Annotated in this window: 15 protein-coding genes and 2 tRNA genes; 7 read left to right on the forward strand and 10 right to left on the reverse strand. The window is 38.0% G+C overall.

Annotation, left to right across the window (positions count from 1 at the left end):
- Positions 1 to 71: 71 nt before the first annotated feature.
- Together ACAN52_RS18145 and ACAN52_RS18150 are read right to left on the reverse strand one after the other, a co-directional pair.
- Positions 72 to 1,211 carry a nitrogen regulation protein NR(II) gene (locus tag ACAN52_RS18145; RefSeq protein ID WP_378956379.1) on the reverse strand — a complete coding sequence of 380 codons (1,140 nt, stop codon included), beginning with the start codon at positions 1,209 to 1,211 and terminating at the stop codon, positions 72 to 74.
- Positions 1,212 to 1,629: 418 nt separating this feature from the next.
- Complete coding sequence (locus tag ACAN52_RS18150) at positions 1,630 to 1,992, reverse strand: hypothetical protein (protein WP_378956380.1); 363 nt, start codon at positions 1,990 to 1,992, stop codon at positions 1,630 to 1,632.
- Between the two features lie 200 nt (positions 1,993 to 2,192).
- Here ACAN52_RS18150 and ACAN52_RS18155 point away from each other — a divergent pair.
- From ACAN52_RS18155 to ACAN52_RS18165, 3 genes are all read left to right on the forward strand, one after another.
- A tRNA-Leu gene (locus tag ACAN52_RS18155) sits at positions 2,193 to 2,278 on the forward strand.
- Between the two features lie 176 nt (positions 2,279 to 2,454).
- Positions 2,455 to 2,540, forward strand: a tRNA-Leu gene (locus ACAN52_RS18160).
- 79 nt (positions 2,541 to 2,619) lie between these two features.
- Positions 2,620 to 3,363, forward strand: a complete 744-nt coding sequence (locus ACAN52_RS18165) for a M48 family metallopeptidase (protein ID WP_378956382.1) — start codon at positions 2,620 to 2,622, stop codon at positions 3,361 to 3,363.
- A gap of 19 nt (positions 3,364 to 3,382) precedes the next feature.
- On the opposite strand, the gene ACAN52_RS18170 is transcribed toward ACAN52_RS18165, so the two are convergent.
- The 4 genes from ACAN52_RS18170 to dat all read right to left on the reverse strand — a co-directional run bounded on the left by ACAN52_RS18170 (position 3,383) and on the right by dat (position 6,692).
- Positions 3,383 to 3,883: a hypothetical protein gene (locus ACAN52_RS18170; protein ID WP_378956383.1), complete on the reverse strand. Its 501-nt coding sequence runs from the start codon at positions 3,881 to 3,883 to the stop codon at positions 3,383 to 3,385.
- Positions 3,880 to 4,224, reverse strand: a complete 345-nt coding sequence (locus ACAN52_RS18175; RefSeq protein WP_378956384.1) for a hypothetical protein — start codon at positions 4,222 to 4,224, stop codon at positions 3,880 to 3,882. Before ACAN52_RS18175 ends, ACAN52_RS18170 begins: the two co-directional genes overlap by 4 nt.
- A gap of 68 nt (positions 4,225 to 4,292) precedes the next feature.
- Positions 4,293 to 5,717: an MFS transporter gene (locus ACAN52_RS18180; protein WP_378956385.1), complete on the reverse strand. Its 1,425-nt coding sequence runs from the start codon at positions 5,715 to 5,717 to the stop codon at positions 4,293 to 4,295.
- Positions 5,718 to 5,831: 114 nt separating this feature from the next.
- Positions 5,832 to 6,692: a D-amino-acid transaminase gene (dat, locus tag ACAN52_RS18185; protein ID WP_378956386.1), complete on the reverse strand. Its 861-nt coding sequence runs from the start codon at positions 6,690 to 6,692 to the stop codon at positions 5,832 to 5,834.
- Positions 6,693 to 6,891: 199 nt separating this feature from the next.
- Here dat and ACAN52_RS18190 point away from each other — a divergent pair, with 199 nt between their 5' ends.
- Positions 6,892 to 8,028 (forward strand): acyltransferase, encoded by a 1,137-nt coding sequence (locus ACAN52_RS18190; RefSeq protein ID WP_378956387.1) that lies wholly within the window; start codon positions 6,892 to 6,894, stop codon positions 8,026 to 8,028.
- Between the two features lie 26 nt (positions 8,029 to 8,054).
- Here the strand turns inward: ACAN52_RS18190 and ACAN52_RS18195 are convergent, their stop codons facing one another.
- The 3 genes from ACAN52_RS18195 to ACAN52_RS18205 form a co-directional block, all read right to left on the reverse strand.
- A complete protein-coding gene (locus ACAN52_RS18195; RefSeq protein ID WP_378956388.1) occupies positions 8,055 to 9,422 on the reverse strand; it encodes a hypothetical protein in 1,368 nt (455 codons plus the stop codon).
- Between the two features lie 112 nt (positions 9,423 to 9,534).
- Positions 9,535 to 9,753 carry a hypothetical protein gene (locus ACAN52_RS18200; RefSeq protein ID WP_378956389.1) on the reverse strand — a complete coding sequence of 73 codons (219 nt, stop codon included), beginning with the start codon at positions 9,751 to 9,753 and terminating at the stop codon, positions 9,535 to 9,537.
- A gap of 245 nt (positions 9,754 to 9,998) precedes the next feature.
- On the reverse strand, positions 9,999 to 13,424 hold the full coding sequence (locus ACAN52_RS18205; protein WP_378956390.1) for a DNA polymerase III subunit alpha: 3,426 nt from the start codon (positions 13,422 to 13,424) through the stop codon (positions 9,999 to 10,001).
- Between the two features lie 321 nt (positions 13,425 to 13,745).
- Here ACAN52_RS18205 and ACAN52_RS18210 point away from each other — a divergent pair, with 321 nt between their 5' ends.
- The 3 genes from ACAN52_RS18210 to ACAN52_RS18220 all read left to right on the forward strand — a co-directional run bounded on the left by ACAN52_RS18210 (position 13,746) and on the right by ACAN52_RS18220 (position 17,976).
- Positions 13,746 to 14,615 carry an ABC transporter substrate-binding protein gene (locus tag ACAN52_RS18210; protein ID WP_378956391.1) on the forward strand — a complete coding sequence of 290 codons (870 nt, stop codon included), beginning with the start codon at positions 13,746 to 13,748 and terminating at the stop codon, positions 14,613 to 14,615.
- Positions 14,616 to 14,651: 36 nt separating this feature from the next.
- On the forward strand, positions 14,652 to 16,598 hold the full coding sequence (locus ACAN52_RS18215) for a peptidase U32 family protein (RefSeq protein ID WP_378956392.1): 1,947 nt from the start codon (positions 14,652 to 14,654) through the stop codon (positions 16,596 to 16,598).
- A gap of 85 nt (positions 16,599 to 16,683) precedes the next feature.
- Positions 16,684 to 17,976 (forward strand): aspartate aminotransferase family protein, encoded by a 1,293-nt coding sequence (locus ACAN52_RS18220; protein WP_378956393.1) that lies wholly within the window; start codon positions 16,684 to 16,686, stop codon positions 17,974 to 17,976.
- Here ACAN52_RS18220 and ACAN52_RS18225 read toward each other — a convergent pair whose 3' ends face one another.
- The gene (locus tag ACAN52_RS18225) at positions 17,977 to 18,225 is read right to left on the reverse strand and encodes a hypothetical protein (protein ID WP_378956394.1); all 249 of its coding nucleotides are present in this window, start codon (positions 18,223 to 18,225) and stop codon (positions 17,977 to 17,979) included.
- Between the last annotated feature and the right edge of the window lie 190 nt (positions 18,226 to 18,415).

An 18,415-nucleotide genomic window follows, 5' to 3' on the forward strand; every position in this document is an offset into this window, starting at 1 on the left:
ATAGTGCTTTTTTTATATAATCAGGACATAAGTCACTTTGCAATTCCACCTAAGAACGACCAAATCTTACGTTATTGCAAATTTAAAATTTGTTGATGTACAACTGTTAATCGATTTATACGATCATCAATAATCGGCAAGTAAATATGTACTTTTGTACCGCTGATTTCACCAGGAGTCACATTAACAAATCCACCATGTTCAGCAATAATACGGTTGGCAATTGGCAGCCCAAGTCCCATACGATCGGCTTTTGTGGTATAAAAAGGTTCAAATACTCGCGCCAATATATCTGCCCCCACTCCACTCCCTGTGTCATTGATGGAAATAACTAACATATTCAAATCGCCATTTATCCATGTCTTTATGCTGAGCATTCCTTCATCTGCCATAGATTCAATAGCATTTTGCATAATATTGACCACTGCCTGCTTTATCAAATTTTTATCAGCAGTAATCGTAGGAAGTTGCTTTGCCAATTGCTTTTCTATACTGATCTTTTCGCCACCAATTTGTTTAAAAGTCAAAAGCAATGCTTCATCAAGCAACTTATTAATTTCAACTCCTGGTTCCTTCTCTACTGGCGGTTTAGCAAATAAGATCAGTTCTTTTACTACGCTGTTGATATAGGATACTTCATCTAACAAAGTTTCTAATATATCACGACGTACAGTATATTGATCATCTTCCAGTCGCCCTAACATGATTTGAAGATAACCACTAATCGTCGTTAAGGGGGTACGGACATGATGAGCCACTCCAGCAGCCAGTTCACCAAGTGACATCAGCATCTGGGTTGTCTGTATTTGCTTGATAGCAACCCGCACAGCCGTTACATCCTGCAAAATAACAATCAGCCCATCGACTTCACCACACGAATCGAGCAGTAGTAAGGAATCAGTATTAATATATATAAACTGATCCTTCTGTTTCAATTTAAAATTAGTCGTCTTAACTTTTTTATATTCTGAAAGATTAAAGATCTTTAAAAAATCCTCACCATGTTTTTTTAGTACGATATCAATTCTTTGCCCCAGAACAGAAGTACGTACAACACCACATATTCGTTCAGCTTCTCGATTCAAATTTTTCATTCTCATTTCACTATCAAGATGTATAATTCCATTGCTCGTTGATGAAAAGCATTCTTTATAATCATCTTCTCTTGTTAAATACAATAACTTATTCTGAGAAGCTTCTAATAATTGCATATTTCCTATCCCCTTTGTAACGTTCATTTATTAAGGTGATAGATATTATTCTTGTATTTTTTGGTATTTCCTGCTATATTAGACCATTTTTCGTTCGTAAAAATGCGACATATTTCGGATTTAACTAACAGACTTTTGTCGAGGCTTGTTAACGTGATCAACAGCCCTCTACCTTCCTCTATCTCTTCCACACCTTACATTCGACATGTTTGAGCTAATAAAAGCAAATTATTGTTACTTTTATTGTAAAATTTCCTTTTTATTACATTTTATTATTTTTTTCATTTTAAATCATTTTTCGACATTTAAAATTAACTCTTATACACGAAAAATATCCAAACATAAAAAAAGGCGGCCACTCAACCGCCAAAACTGCCACTATCTATACCGCATAAACTACAATATTTTTCTTTTCTAATTATTCTCCTAAATATTTTTGATGAAAATAGTCAGGATTTACTTCTTTAGGTACTACAGCATGAAAACGCATCCATTCATTACCCTCTTCTTCTTTTGCTAACAAATAGCTTTTTACAGGAAAATCATTATGATCCACACTTAAAAATTCTTGTTCAGCAATCGCACTATCAATATCATCATGAGAACGATGCTGCGTATAAAAGTACTGATCTAAGTATTGTAACCTACCATCATTATCATACAATGCATTAAAATAAACAGACTCACAGTCAATAATAAATTCAAATTCTCCCTCGTCGCTCATTGTTTCGCTATTTAAAAGAACTTTCTTCACTGGTAATTTTCCCATCTTAGTTGCCATCCGACTATTCCTCCTTTTTTGTAAACGCACGATACAATTATCCCCTACAATTTCACTGTTATACATAAATTTAATCATTCTCACTTAAAATAGATAAAATGATTGTTATTTTCAAAAAAACAGTTGACACGACTCTACTTAACATGTTATTATACTTCTTGTCTGGTAAACAATCTCTGAATACCAAACATCATAAGCGTGCCGAAGTGGCGGAATTGGCAGACGCACCTGACTCAAAATCAGACGTGTACCCCACGTGCCGGTTCGAGTCCGGCCTTCGGCACCAGATAATTATAAGACTTAGCAAATTGCTTAAGTCTTTTTTATTTTATATTTTTTACATCTCATCCGAAATTGCGGCATCATATCAATGAAATTTGGTTAACTGCATTATATACTTGACAATAATACCTCATTATGGTATCATAATAAATGTTGAGAGAACATCTCAGCCTAGGATGTGCCGAAGTGGCGGAATTGGCAGACGCACCTGACTCAAAATCAGACGTGTACTCCACGTGCCGGTTCGAGTCCGGCCTTCGGCACCAAGTGATTAACAAGTTTCCAATTTTGAAATTGGAAACTTTTTTTTATTTATCATAAAACTTGCAGGATTTAATATTCTATGTGCCTAATTTTACTATCATGAATATGATTACACTTGCTAACCATCCACTAACCTATCACATCATTTATCAAAAAAATCGTAAATCTCTCCAGTTGAAGATAATCTCCAGTAGAGAATTGGAAATTATTGCCCCTAATAAATTCCCAAAAACTGCTATCGAAAAAATATTATATGAAAAATCTAACTGGATTATCAAAAAAATTTTACATTTGGAAAACTTAAAAGCAAATCCTACGAACAAATTAATTGCCCATGGCGCAACAGTACTTTATCTAGGTCAAATACATACACTTCACTTTACAGAGACTCAAAATATTCATCCTATCATTCATCTATACGATCACCAAATCATCATCAATATCTCGTCGGAAAACGCTTCTGTTGCCGAAGCCTTATTAAAACAATGGTATATCACTAATGCGCGCACACTCCTAATCGCCAAAACCGCCTTATGGGCGACTAAAATTAACGTTCAACCTCAACGTCTCACAATCAAAGAGCAGAAAACCCGTTGGGGCAGCTGTTCGTCTAAGAGTAATATTAATTATAACTGGCGGATTATTATGGCGCCACCTGAAGTCATTGATTATTTAGTGATTCACGAACTTTGCCATTTACGTGTACTCAATCATTCTTCTCTATTTTGGCAAGAGGTTGGAAAATTCTCACCAAATTTCAAAGAACACAGACAGTGGTTAAAAAATAACGGCGCACTACTTATGAACTTCTTACAAAATGCGTAAAGAAAAGGTTACAAAGGCTTTATAAAAGTCTTTGTAACCTTTTCTTTACTATACTAGCCAAGAGACCACCGACCACCCCAGTCACAAACTGCGGCCAACTCATAACAAACAACAAAGAACTTGCCAACTTGGCCGGAATCGCAATGAGCATCAGCAGCCAACTGAAGGCACCATACATAAATACCGCTTTACTTAATCCAGCAACACCAATTCTCAACCACGACTGCCACCTTACACCACTAAAAAAAACTCCAATATAAATGGCATTTCCAAGAGCTACTGGAAGAATCATAATCGGCAATGGCAATAATTGTTGAAAATAAGCAATCACCGGCGCTATAAATCCAATGGCAAGAGCAGGTTTTGGACCTATCATTTCTAGCGCGACCAACAAGCAAGCATTGACTAAACTACCGATCAAAAAAGTCGATAAAAAGATTGGAATCGGGACAAAATAACGCAAAGACTGAAATGTCAAAGTGAGAGCTAACAATAGTGCCGCACGAGTTAAATTCTTCATTTATGCCATTTATGACGAATCGTCGGACTTTTAGGATTTCGATTTCCATTACTTTGACCACCCTTGCCGAACATCATCCAGCCTACCAAACCTAACACCAAAAGATTACTAACCATATCGCTCATCAAATTCAAGTCTGCAAGTATGGAAATCACTGTTAAACCACTTAAAAATAACATACTGCCTTTCAGATTTACATTAAGATGTTGACGTAAAATCAAATAGGAAATCCCTAAGATACCAAGGTCAATGGCTACCCATACCAAAGAGTTGTGAAGGGCAGATTTAAGAATACTACCAACGATCATTGTAGCAAAGATTTGCAACCAAACTTTATTCATTTTTGCACCCCTCTCATTTCTAATTGAACATTCCTTATATTTATATTACCACAACTATTTTCATTTAACTACGTCTTTAATACTGCATGCCCCTTTCGACTTAAGGAAATAAGAGCACCAAGCCCTGCAAAACAGGCACCAATCATTAGCGAATCATGATACCCTATTAAAAATGCGCTTATATTCGCCGTTTGACTGGGCAAACTGACTTTAGCCAATTCCATTTGTCTTGTCCATTCAAAGACAGATACAGTCACTGCCGTACCACTGACCATGCCAATATTACGCATCAAGGCACTCATTCCACTCGCTAGTCCCACTTTTTCTTTTGGTACGCAACTTAAAACACTATTGTTGTTAGGTGATTGAAACATACCATGGCCGATACCAAGAATACCTTGCCCAATCAACACATTCCAAATTACAGATTGAGTATCAAGAGTCGATAAATACCAAAGTCCTATCATCACAATACTCAGACCTGAACTCGACAACAAGGCAGGGCTGATTCGCTCTGATAGATAACCACTAACAGGAGCAATTACAGCCATTAGTAAAGGGAAAGGGGTAATCGCTAAACCAATTTCAGTCGGTGAAAACAATAATATTGAATGAAGATAAAAAGGAAATAAGATTACATTAGAAAATAGCGCCATAAAGGACAATAATCCAGATAGATTTCCCGCCAGAAATGGCCAGCATTTATAAAGAGATAAATCAATCATCGGATGTTCAATTTTATTTTCATACCAAATAAAGGTACCGAGAAGTATAATTGTTATCATACTAATTATATCCACAAGATAGGAACCCCACCCCCATTCTTGCCCTTTCAATAGCACGATCAACAACCCTGTCATACCACTGGCAAACAGCATTGCACCCTGCACATCAAATGATGCGCTTCCTTCTTTTTCTTCAACGGGCAATATGAAATATCCTAGTAAATAGGCACATAGACCGATAGGCAAATTAATATAAAAAATCGATTGCCAATTAAATAATCCTACCAATACACCACCTAAAATCGGACCAATCATTGAAGCCAAAGCCACGACAGTACCAATCATCCCTAATGCCCGCCCTCGCTGTTTACCCGGAAAAGTCACACTCACAATTGCTGGTGCATTAGCCATCAACATAGAAGCTCCAATCGCCTGCACAACTCTTGCTAATACCAAAAGCCAAATTCCATGAGAGAGACCGCACAGCAATGATCCAATTGTAAATATGACAAATCCCAGTAGATACACTCTGCGTCGACCATATAAATCACCAACTTTACCAAACAAAGGGAGTAAGATTGTGATCACAAGTAAATAAGCCGATACCACCCATTGTACGATTGCCAACTCCACGTTCAAATTCACAGCAATCACCGGTAAAGCAACATTCACAATTGTAGAGTCTAATACCGCCATAAATGTTCCCATTGCAGCAACACCAAAAATCAACCATCGATAATATGACAACTGCCTTAATCTCTCCTGCATAAATTAGCCTCCATCGCCAAAATAGTTGTTTCTTCTACTACTGCTATACAAAAATAGCAGGGTATCCCCTGCTATTTGAACCCCCTAAAAACACAAGACTTTACCAGATCTTCATTATTTGCGTTCGCATTCCTCATCAATCAAACGTGTATAGGCCATTTGTAGTTTACGAGTGATAGGCCCTACTTCACCATCCCCTACTTTATTGCCATTAATCATAGTGACGGGCATAATTTCAGTACTTGTTCCTGATAAAAAGGCCTCTGAAGCGTCTTTGATAAATGATGTCTCAAAAGCTTTTTCTAGAATCGTAATTCCCAATTCTTTCGCTAATTGATCCATGACAATAGTTCTCGTAATTCCTTTCAAAATCAAAGGACTTGCCGGGTAAGTCCAAACCACATCATCTTTGACCACAAAAAAATTGCTGCTTGTCCCTTCTGTGACATGCCGATCACGAACCATGACCCCTTCGTAACATCCAGCTTCTTTAGCTTGCTGCTTACCCAAAATATTAGGTAATAAATTCAAAGATTTAATATCACAACGCAGCCAACGTTCATCAGGAATCAGAGTCACTTTAACACCTTTTTCCCACAGTTCCTTATTAACCTTACCAGCAGGTCTTATGGACATGGTTAGACATGGTACAACTTGTTCTGGAAAGCTATGTATTCGAGGAGCGACACCCCGAGTAATTTGCAAATAAATGGCCCCTTCAACAATGCCACTTTTTTCAATCAACAACTCATGAAATTCAACTAATTCTTCAAAGGTGTAAGTCGCAGGAATCCTGATTGCCCGTAAAGAGCGATACAACCTTTCCAAATGTGGCTTTAAAGCAAAGCAACGACCATTATAGACTTTTGTAACTTCATAAACACCATCACCAAATTGATGCCCACGATCTTCCATTGATATAACATTTTCGTCAAGGTCAACTAAATTGCCATTGATTAAACCTAATGATTTCATTCTCAATCCTCCTAAAAAAAGCATTTATCTATATATTCAAAATCAAAGTTTAATATTCCTGCCTATTAAAAATTCTTTGCTAACGAGTCGTTTATTCTTGAAAATCCTCTTTGTGACCAATACAAGCAGGAATAATCTAAAAGAATTACGAATTTAGTATTTGATAATAAATTTATTCGTACAAGAAAGGAACCTTATTATGTCCAAACAAAGAATAAATGCTCTTGAGTACATTCGCGGGATATCCATGCTCGGCGTAGTCGGCATTCATACTGGTGCCTATTCATTAAGCAATCCCAAAGTAAACGTTCATCTCTTTGCTTTATTAGAAATTCTCACTCGTTTTAGCGTACCTATTTTTTTCTTCGTATCAGCCTTTGGCTTATTTGTAAATCAAGATCTAACAGGCAAACTGAATTATATGAATTTTATCATGCGTCGTTGGCGCACTGTACTCCTCCCCTACATTGTCTGGTCTTTATTGTATATGCTTCACTATACATTTATGAATCGAGATTTTTCAATATGGACTCCGCCTTTAGTCTATGAGTTTTTTTTATTTGGTCTAGCTTCTTGTCAGCTGTACTTTTTAGTCATTTTACTATGGTTTTATTCTCTTATGCCTCTTTGGCGTTCAATGGTTCGTTACATCATCGACCATCCACTCCGCAATTTAAGTATCCTTTTACTCCTTCAAATCATTTTCAATTATTATTCAAGTTATCTTTTGAAAGCTGATTTTACAAGTTATTATTTCAACAAATTCATATCATACCGTCTAAATTATTGGGTATTCCATTATATTTTTATTTTCCTCTTCGGTGCTGTTTGTGCCGTAAATTATTCTGTTTTCGAAGAGAAAATCAAAAAATATCAACAACATATAAAATCTTTCTTTTACCTTACCACAGCAGGTATGCTTTCATTTTATTATTATTTGTTGTATGTTTCCCATTATTCCCCTGAACAAGCTGTTAACACAGCTCACCAACTAAGTCCTATTGGCGTTTTATATACACTCGGTTCCACCTTATTTTTATTTTTATTTTTTAACAACAGCAAACTGCCTAATAGTATAGAAAGTATTCTTTCTGCCTTAGGAAAACACTCTTACCTAGTGTACCTAGTTCATCCTTTGGTTATGTATTATTTAGATGCTTATCTAACGCGACACAATATCATGATGTCAGCGATCGTCGTAATTATTTTTTACCTATTAACTATAGGAATTAGTTTGACCTTCGCAGTACTGATTAAACACATTAGCAAAGTCTTTCCCATTGTCAGCGTACTCTTAACTGGCAGCAGCCTACCAAAACAAAAATCCGGCGTATAATAATATACCCGGATTTTTTTGCATTTTTAAATGCCTAGCCGTCGTCTTTCGCTACTAGAAAACAATATAGGTTCTATGAATTCTGGGTCATATGACAGAGTTCTTTTCATCTGCCGTTTATTTTTTAACCAAAACAATAATAAGAGCTGACAATATTTTTTTGCAGATTTCTGATTGATCATTAATTCTGAATGCCCCATCCAACATTTAAAAACATCAACAATCGTTTCTTCTGTTGAACCAAGTAAATTCAGCCTCGCACAATAAGACAAAATGAGTAAACTTTCTCTGACAACTCTAAATAAAAGTCGCTGGCGAATCTTATCAACAGACTCTATAAATTTTAATTCTGCCCACAGTAAATTTCGTCCAAATTCCAAAAGAGGATGTATGATAGTAAATGCTGCAGCAAGACCATGGCGATAAATAGCTAATTTGGCTACCCGCCCAGCAATTGTAACGACCCTCGTCCAGTGCCGATCATTTTTCCGTTCATTTGCAAGTCTGAACATAAACTCAAGGATGAGACTTGCCAAGGGACTATTGGGATTTAAACAAGCTGATGCTGCAACATTTCCTAGCTCATCAATCATCACTTCAATCCCATCATCTGTTAATACATCGGCTCCAATCAAATTGAAAATCATATCAGTAATGACCGTGAATAAAACTGTTTCATTGAGCCATATAATACGATGTAACCAGGCTGCAAGCATACTAGAGATTTCAGTTGTCATATCATCTGCTTTACAACTAGAGATAAGGCAGGTCGACAAACGTATATTGAGTTCTCTAAATAATCCCGTATCACGACGGCGCAAACTAAGAACACCTAGAACCTTTAAAGCTTTAATGGCGGCTACCATTTTTTTTCGTTCTACAGATTCATCCGGTTGCTCCATTATAAATAAAATACAATCTACAACTTTGGCTGCTAAAAAATTTTGTTTCTTTTTAAAAGAAATCACACCAATCAAAGTTAATTGATTGATTGCAATGACAACGTCATCAGGCGATAGCTGACGTACTAAAGGTCTAAAAGCATCTACAACAAAACCAACAACATCAGGTTTATTGTTATTTAATGCGCTTATACCAATCGCCATTAATCGACCAGACTCACCAGAACGAACCAAGCCATGACCAAAAGCTAATTTTAATAAATCTAACGTTTGATAAACAGCAGTAGAATGATTGCAAACCATACCTTTATTGATAATGGTATAACTATCTTTTAATAATGATTTTATAGCTTGTCGATCCCGCTTCTGGCAGCGAATCATTTTATTTAATCGCGCTATTAAAAATTTAATCTGCCAGTCTAAGTTATGAAGATAGTACCAACCAAGTATAATGAATACAACAACACTGCTTATTCCTATCATCCAGAACAATATAAACGCCCTCCGCCCCATCAAAATCATTTTTAAAACACCATCGAGCGTTTACACTATACACACTGGAGATAAGGAGTATCAATTATTTTTGCAGCAACTCATCTTATGATTAGCCTCGAGTCAAATTTTTCATAACAGCATATTGACAAATAATTTCATTTGCCTCATTTGCTTCGGACTCCAAGACCAAAATTTCATATGCTCCATCACCAGCAGCTAAAGCCGCTCCCGTTGCTCTTGTATTGGATAGAATCCCTTCTGCACTTAGTATATCTTTCATTTTTTCAGCTTGCGCCCGATTCGCTGCGATATATATTACAGTCCACATAAGTCCTCCTACTACTACATCATTAATATTAAATCTTTCACAAGTATGTTTTTATTACATTCATATCTCGCCAGATTAATTCTCTATTGTTTTCTCCATATCAAACAGTAATCCTGCATTTTTTTTTTGCTTTCTTTTAAAAATATAAACAGTTTCTTTTTATTTGCATCTTATAATACATATAATACCATATCGCGTAAAAGAATACCATCTTTTTTTACCATTAAATTACATTAATTCTTTTTTTATACAATCTTCACTCTTCCCTTACCAATAATCACTTCTAAGGCTTCAACAGCCTCTGCTGAAGGTTGAATCCAAAATTGTTTTTCTGTCTTAATGACACGCTGACTATCAATCAGATGTAAAAATACGACAGTTGAGCCAGCATATTGTTTCAAAACTTGTTTTAATTGCTCAAAAATTTCTCCAGTTTCTTGTTGACTTGAAATCTTAAGCCGCACTTCACCGCTGACTGCATCATCTAAACTTCGAACACTATCAGCAAGAATTTTGGCACTTTCATCATTCACACTTAATCGTCCCGATACTCGAACAGGCATATCAGGCAATAAAAATTTGCTAAACTTATCAAAAATTCTAGGAAAAACGACAACTTCAATTTGATCCGTAAAATCTTCAAGAGCAATAAAACACATCATATCACCATTTTTGGTTGTAATACGTTTTGCATTATTGATCAGCCCTGCTACTTGTACAATTTTCCCATCAGCATAATTACCATTTACAAGTTCACCAAGGGGTGTAACACTATTCATCTTGTCTCGATATGCATCCAAAGGGTGCCCGGTTACATAAAACCCAGTAATTTCTTTTTCCAAAACAAGTAATTGATCTTTGGGTATTTCAGGTATATCTGGTAGATTAACTTCAGCGGCTTCATTCAAAGTTTCTTCACCAAACAGCCCAAGTTGTCCACTGGCTTTATCTCGTTGACTTACAGCAGCCATATCCACTGCACGATCAAGAACTGCAAGTAGTTGGGACCGTTTTGCACCAAATGAATCAAAAGCTCCACATTTAATCAAACTTTCAATGACTCGCTTATTTACCACTCTCATATCAACTCGTGTGCACAAATCAACCAACGATGTAAAAGATCCTTGTTTCTCTCGAGCGATCACCATATTTTGAATAGCATTTTCACCAACATTTTTTACGGCAGCCAAGCCAAATCGAATGGCCTCACCATCCACACTAAAACTATTATGACTGGCATTGACATCAGGGGGCAATATAGCAATTCCCATCTGCCGGCATGTTTCAATATAATGGCCTACCTTCTCATTGGTTCCCATGACGCTTGACAATAAAGCTGCCATGAATTCTTGGGGATAGTTTGCTTTCAAATAAGCGGTTTGATAAGCGACTAAGGCATAAGCAGCACTATGGGATTTATTAAAACCATAATCAGCAAAATGGGCCATCAAATCGAAGATTTCTCCAGCCAATTTGGCATCAATATCTCGGGCACTGGCCCCCTGCAAAAAATTTTGCCGCTGAGCATTTAGTACATCATGTTTCTTTTTGCCCATGGCTCGCCGGAGCATATCAGCTTGGCCGAGTGTAAAGCCAGCCATGACAGAGGCGATCTGCATAACTTGTTCTTGATATAAAATCACCCCAAAGGTCTCGTGCAAAATCGGCTCAAGCAATGGATGTACATAGGTTACTTGCTTTTTACCGTGACGGCCATTGATAAAATCAGCCACCATGCCGCTGCCTAATGGCCCTGGTCGGTATAAAGCTACTAAGGGTATCAAATCAGCAAAACATTCAGGTTTCAGATCTTTGACTAAGGTTGTTATACCACTTGATTCCAACTGAAAAACTCCTGCAGTATCTCCATGACTCAGCATAGCCGAAACCTTGGCATCATCAAAAGGAATATGATCAATATCAATCTTTATGCCTCGATTTTCACGTACTAACTTGATGGTATCACCGATCACTGTTAACGTTCGCAGACCGAGTAAATCCATTTTTAAGAGTCCAATTTCTTCAACTTTATCTTTATCATATTGGGTGGTCAAAAAACCTTCAGCCGAGTTTTGCAGCGGTACATAATGTGTCAAAGGTTCTTTAGAAATCACCAGCCCTGCTGCATGTGTAGATGCATGACGCGGTAAACCTTCTACCGCCATTGCCAAATCCAATAATTTAGCAACCATCGGTTCACTTTCATACGCATTCTTCAGTTCAGAATTAATTTCTAAAGCGCGGCGTAAGGTAATTCCGAGTTCATTTGGTATCATTTTTGCAATGCGATCCACTTCACCATAAGACATGTTTAAAGCCCGTCCTACATCACGAATGGCACCTTTCGCCGCCATGGTACCAAAGGTAATAATTTGAGCTACGCGATCAGCACCGTAAAGAGCTGATACATATTCAATGACTTTTCCGCGTTTTACATAGCAAAAATCGATATCAATATCCGGCATGCTGACTCGTTCGGGATTCAAAAACCGTTCAAATAGCAAACCATATTTGAGAGGATCTATATTAGTAATGCCCAATAAATAAGATACAATACTACCAGCCGCCGATCCCCTACCTGGTCCTACAGGAATTTCTTGTTTTCGGGCATAATTAATAAAATCCCAAACAATCAAAAAATATCCTGAATAACCCATTTTATAAATAACAGATAGTTCAAAATCAAGGCGAGAATGAGCTTCTGGCGTAACCTCTTCATACCGTTCAACGAGTCTTTCTTTACAAAGTTGCGCAAGATATTCATCAGCAGTTAAACCCTCTGGTACAGGAAACTCAGGTAAATACATATTGCCAAAATCCAAAGTAACATCGCACCGCTCAGCAATACGGCAGGTATTCTCTAAAGCTTCTGGATAAGATCCAAATAACTGGGACATTTCACCATGATCTTTCAAGTAAAATTCTTCCGTGGAAAACTTCATACGATTGGCATCATCCACAGTTTTGCCCATTTGAATACAGAGAAGTACATCATGACATTCTGCATCTTTTTTATCAATATAGTGTAAATCATTGGTTGCTACGAGACCAACTCCCAGTTTGCGAGATAACTCCACCAATAATTTATTCACTTGTTTTTGTTCAGGAATACCATGGTCTTGCATTTCAAGAAAAAAGTTATCTTTACCGAAAATCTCCATATATTCGCGAGCCAATGCTTCAGCCCGATCCATATCACCTTTTAACATCCAAGTCGGAATTTCCCCTGCAATGCAGGCGCTTAGACAAATGAGCCCCTTACTATACTCTCTGAGCAGTTCCGTATCGACCCTTGGTTTATAATAAAAACCTTCGGTATTGCCTCTAGATACCAGTTCGATTAAATTTCTATATCCTTCATCTGTTTCAGCCAACAGAATCAAATGATAGTAGTTTTCTCCATCGACGGTACATCGTTCCCGCCTAGACCGCGGAGCTACATACACTTCACAACCAATAATCGGTTTAATTCCTTGTTTTCTTGCTTGTTTATAAAAATCAATAACACCATACATTGTCCCATGATCAGTAATCGCAATCGCTGGCATATTAAGTTCCTTAGCCCGCTTAACCAAATTTGCAATGCGACTCGCACCATCAAGTAAGCTGTATTCTGTATGAACGTGCAAATGAACGAATTGTTCTTTGTAAACATCATGTTTCGTATTCATAAGGGTCTATTATCCTTCCTATATCTCACTTATAATTTATATTTTCGATGAAGATTTTTAACACTGAAGTGAACTTCTATTTTAACCTACTCATCAAGTTTTAGATAGACGTTTTCCTCTTCATTTTACGACTTACTTTTACTTAAATGCAAACATTTTATAATGACTGAATAAATTCTGCCTTCACAACGTAGCATACTATAATATGTTGGAATTTTCTATCATTTTATGCTACAATATTTATTCGTTTTTTTTGCAGGTATTATCGCATATGTGTTGAAAATGTATGGGTTAGAATTTTTTTTAAAGAGGTGTTCGTCTTTGTATAACATAGGTATTTTGCAACTTACGCAAAATTTGGATGATGCAGTCAATGGTTTCAAACAAGGTCTTGCTCAACAAGAAATTGCTGCCAATTTTCATTATTTAAATGCCGACGGCAATATCGATTTGCTTCCGGACCTTGCCATAGCATTAGCACAGCAAAAAGTTGATCTTATTTTTGCCTGCTCCACACCATCAGCACAAGCAGCTATTGAGCTTGTTGAGCATATTCCCGTGGTTTTTACACCTGTTTTTGATCCAGTCGGTTCTGGATTGGTCAACAGTCTAGCCTTACCAGGAGGTAAAGCAACAGGCGTTGCTGGCATGGTTCCCGCAGATGCTAAAATAACTTTTATTCAGCGCCTATTACCTGCAGCCCGCACTCTTGGAATACTCTATCACGTTAATGATAGCAATTCTATTGCAGAAGTTGAAAATTTCCGCAAACTAGAAAACTCAACCTTCACTCTCATCGAAATCCCAATTCACGAGGCTGAAGAGTTATCAAATCTCCCTGACCTCTTACCCATAAACCTAGATGTTTTATTTTTACCAATAGGGCGTATAGTTGAAGAAAATTTTGCCACTATTGTCTATTATACCGACACCATCAATATACCAGTGATCACCTCCCATGCACCCAATGTCCCTGCTGGAGCATTAGGTGCATTGGTTGCGAATCACCATCAATTAGGAGTTGAATGCGCTGCAAAGGCTAAGGAAATTCTTAGCGGCACAATGCCAGCCTCCATCCCTGTAGATACTGTAAAAATTCCAGAGATATTACTAAATGATTTTGCTGCTCAAAACTTAGGACTCAATTTACCTGCTGATTTAGTCGCTGAAGCCAAGGAAATTTTCGAATAAATGACTCATTTTTACTAAAATGCTGGAGATGAAAATATGCTATTAAAACGTAATTCTGTGGAGCTGTTAGCTCCTGTTGGTACTTGGGATGTATTAGAAGCCGCTGTCGAGTCGGGAGCTGATGCAGTTTATTTGGGTGGTAAACGCTTTAACATGCGTATGTTAAAAACAGACGCAAATTTCGATGACAAAATGCTCATTCGAGCGATTGAATACGCTCATCAACATCATGTGCATCTGCACGTCACAGTTAATAATCTCATCAGTGAACGGGAAATTCCCAATATGCGTTCTTACCTCAAATTTCTTGATGAAATTAAACCTGATGCTCTGATTGTTCAAGATCTATCGATCTTGCAATTAGCACGTGAAATGAAACTAAGTGTCCCCCTCCACGCTTCAATTATGATGAATACTCATAATGAACATGCAGTTCGCACCTTGCAAGACTATGGTATTAGTCGAGTTGTCGTAAATCGAGAAATGTCCCTTGCCCAGCTCGCCTTATTAAAAGAACGTACTGGTATTGAAGTTGAATACTTTATCCATGGGGATATGTGCATTTCTCACAGCGGTCAATGTGTTCATTCAGGTGTAGTCTTCGGTCAAAGTTCCAACCGAGGCCGTTGTTTAAAATCCTGCCGCTGGCCTTATGAATTGATTGATGCAGCCACTGGCAAAAAAGTCACTGACCAAGATCCTGGCCCTTATAAACTGGCTATGAAAGATATGTGTTTATATATGAAGTTACCTGAACTGATACAATCAGGCGTTACTTCATTCAAAATCGAAGGCCGCATGCGTACAGCAGCATTTGTAAAAAGTATTGTACAGTCATATCGTCATGCCATTGACAGCTATATTGCAGATCCTCTCGGTTATACACCAAACCTTGATGATTGGAAAAAATTACAAGATTCTCGTGCTCGTGACTTTTCCACTTGTTATGCACTAGGTAATCCTGGCGCTAGCGCAATTGGCTACACTGGAAAACGCGAACCTCGCTTTTTTAGCCAAGCCGTCCGTGAAGCCGATATGAGTACACCAGTTGCTATTACTTCACCTACCACTACTACAAATACTAAGATGGAGCCTGTACTATCCGTACGCGTTGCCGATTTACCTTCTCTTAGAGCAGCCTGCCAAAATGGTGCAAACATCATTTACATTGGTGGCGAAGCTCTAAAACCTGCCACTCCTTGGACCTTAGAGCAAATCACTCAAGGAATTACAGAAGCCAACAAATACAATGCTCAAGTTGTTGTTGCGACTCCACGCATTACAATGGAACGAGAATGCGGTGAATTAGAACAATTTTTCACCAGTATGAATACACTGCGACCTCATGGCTTAATGGTCAGCAATATTGGCGCATTACGCTTAGCTCGCACCTTATGTGACTTACCAATACAGGCTGATTTTTCATTCAACATATTTAATCATTTGACAATTGAACTCCTAAAAAATAACGGAATCAGCAAAGGTACCGTTTCCCTAGAAGCTACTCATGAGCAAATTATACAATTGGCAAAAGAAAGTTCATTACCAATCGAGATGATTGTACACGGCTCTTTACCGGCAATGGTGACTGACCATTCCATTCCGGTCGCCATCCTAAACAATGGCAGCAATACTTATGATCATACACTCGATACGCGCCAATATGCCTTACTTGATACTGCTGGGCAAGAACATCTCATTATGGTTGACCAATATGATCGCAGCCATATTTTATTTGCTAATGATTTATGTTTGTTACCTCATTTGCAGTCGTTACAGACTGTCCAGAACTACCGCATTGAAGGTCAACACTACACTCCTGAATTCATCGCTCTCCTGACAAGCACTTACCGTCAAGAACTTGATAAGATTGCAAGTCAGCAATCTGCATATGAATTTGAACCTACACAACTTGAAAAAATTCAGAGTTCTAGCCCAAGAAAGCTAGGTCTTGGTACTTTCCGTTACCGTGTTTCACGCTAAGGTATCTTCAAAAAATAACTAGTCATTTTCTTCTGATCTATTTATTTTCTTTCAGATACTTACTTATTGAAAGGTGGGATATATTTTGAGTCAGTATATTGGCCCTGAAGAAATTTTACGAAAAAAACGTGAATATTTGATCCCTTGCGTCTATCATTTCTATAATCAACCGATGCAGTTAGTGCGTGGTGAAATGCAGTATTTGTATGACAGCAATGGTAAACAATATCTTGATTGTTTTGCCGGCGTCTCCGTCGCTAATTGCGGTCACTGCAATCCTGAAATCACCAAAGAAATTTGCCAGCAAGTTAACACATTACAACACACTACAACAATTTATCTAACAGAAAATATTGTAAACCTCGCTGAACGTCTTGCTGGGATCACACCTGGCAGACTGCAAAAAACCTTCTTCTGCGCTAGTGGCAGTGAGGCCAACGAAGGAGCCGCACTCCTCGCTTCTCTTTATACTGGCAACTCAGAGCTCATCAGTTTACGCCAAGGACTCCATGGACGTAATAAACTCGGCATGAGTTTAACAGGACTTAGTTTTTGGCGTACTGATCCGACACCAGTCGGTGGTATTAGTTTTGCACCGAACGCCTATTGCTATCGTTGTCCTATGAATAAACGCTACCCTGAATGCGATCTAGCCTGTGCCAATGAAATTGAGACGATTATCAAAACAGCAACTTCTGGAAAAGTAGCTGCTATGTTTGCTGAACCCATTCAAGGTAATGGAGGTATTATCACTCCACCCCTAGACTATTTCAAGCGGGTTAAAGAAATATTGGATGCTCACGGCATACTCCTCATTATTGATGAAGTACAAACAGGTTTTGGCCGTACAGGAAAAATGTTTGCCATGGAGCATTATGGCGTGGAGCCTGATATCATGACCATGGCCAAAGCACTTGCCAATGGCACACCAGTTGGAGCCTTCACAGCGCGATCTGAAATCGCTGATGTTTATACTCGCCCTGGTGCATCAACTCTTGGCGGTAATCCAGTCACAGCCGCAGCTAGCCTTGCAACCTTAAAATATATGGCTGATCACGATTTGCCTGGGAAGGCTGCTGAACTTGGCAAACTCTTAAAAGAGGGCCTACTCACTTTACAACAGAAACATCCTATCATCGGCGATGTAAGAGGTATCGGTCTTATGTTAGGTGCTGAGCTAGTGTACAAAGATAAGACACCTGCGATCGCCGAAACGGATATCATTATGGAGAGAATGAAAGACCAAGGTTTTTTAGTTGGTAAAAATGGCCCCAACCGCAATGTCTTAGCCTTCCAACCTCCTCTTGTCATCACCGCCAATGATTTGAACAATATGCTCAATCATTTAGATGACATATTGGGTTCACTGACAATCTAATTATGATCCACTCATAAAACTTGTTGAGCGTGCCTTCTTGGAGGTACGCTCATTTCTTTGTATACCAAAGACAGGAACATATTGTCGCCCTTCACGCTGCTTCATTCTCCTTCCATGGGCAACGAAAGACAACATGGCCATCAGTGTCCATACCGCAACAAATACTTTTCCACCAATCGTTGCTGTAAATTCGGGCATTAATAAGAAAAATAATATAAACATAGCCGCCAGTGTACTCAAACTAATCAATGAATTAATTTTACTGGTTCTCGTTCTAAATAATCTCCTGATTATCCTCACCCCTTACCATGAGTTTTTACTTCACCTTGCAGTACAATCTTATTCTAATGACAGCTTAACTATGACTAACAAGGATTTTAGAGATTTTATTAGTTTGTATAGTAGCATACGACCCCTCACTGCCATACGATAGTAGTGA

Origin of the sequence: Pelosinus sp. sgz500959 (assembly GCF_042610375.1) — a bacterium.
GTDB lineage: Bacteria > Bacillota > Negativicutes > DSM-13327 > DSM-13327 > CTSoil-075.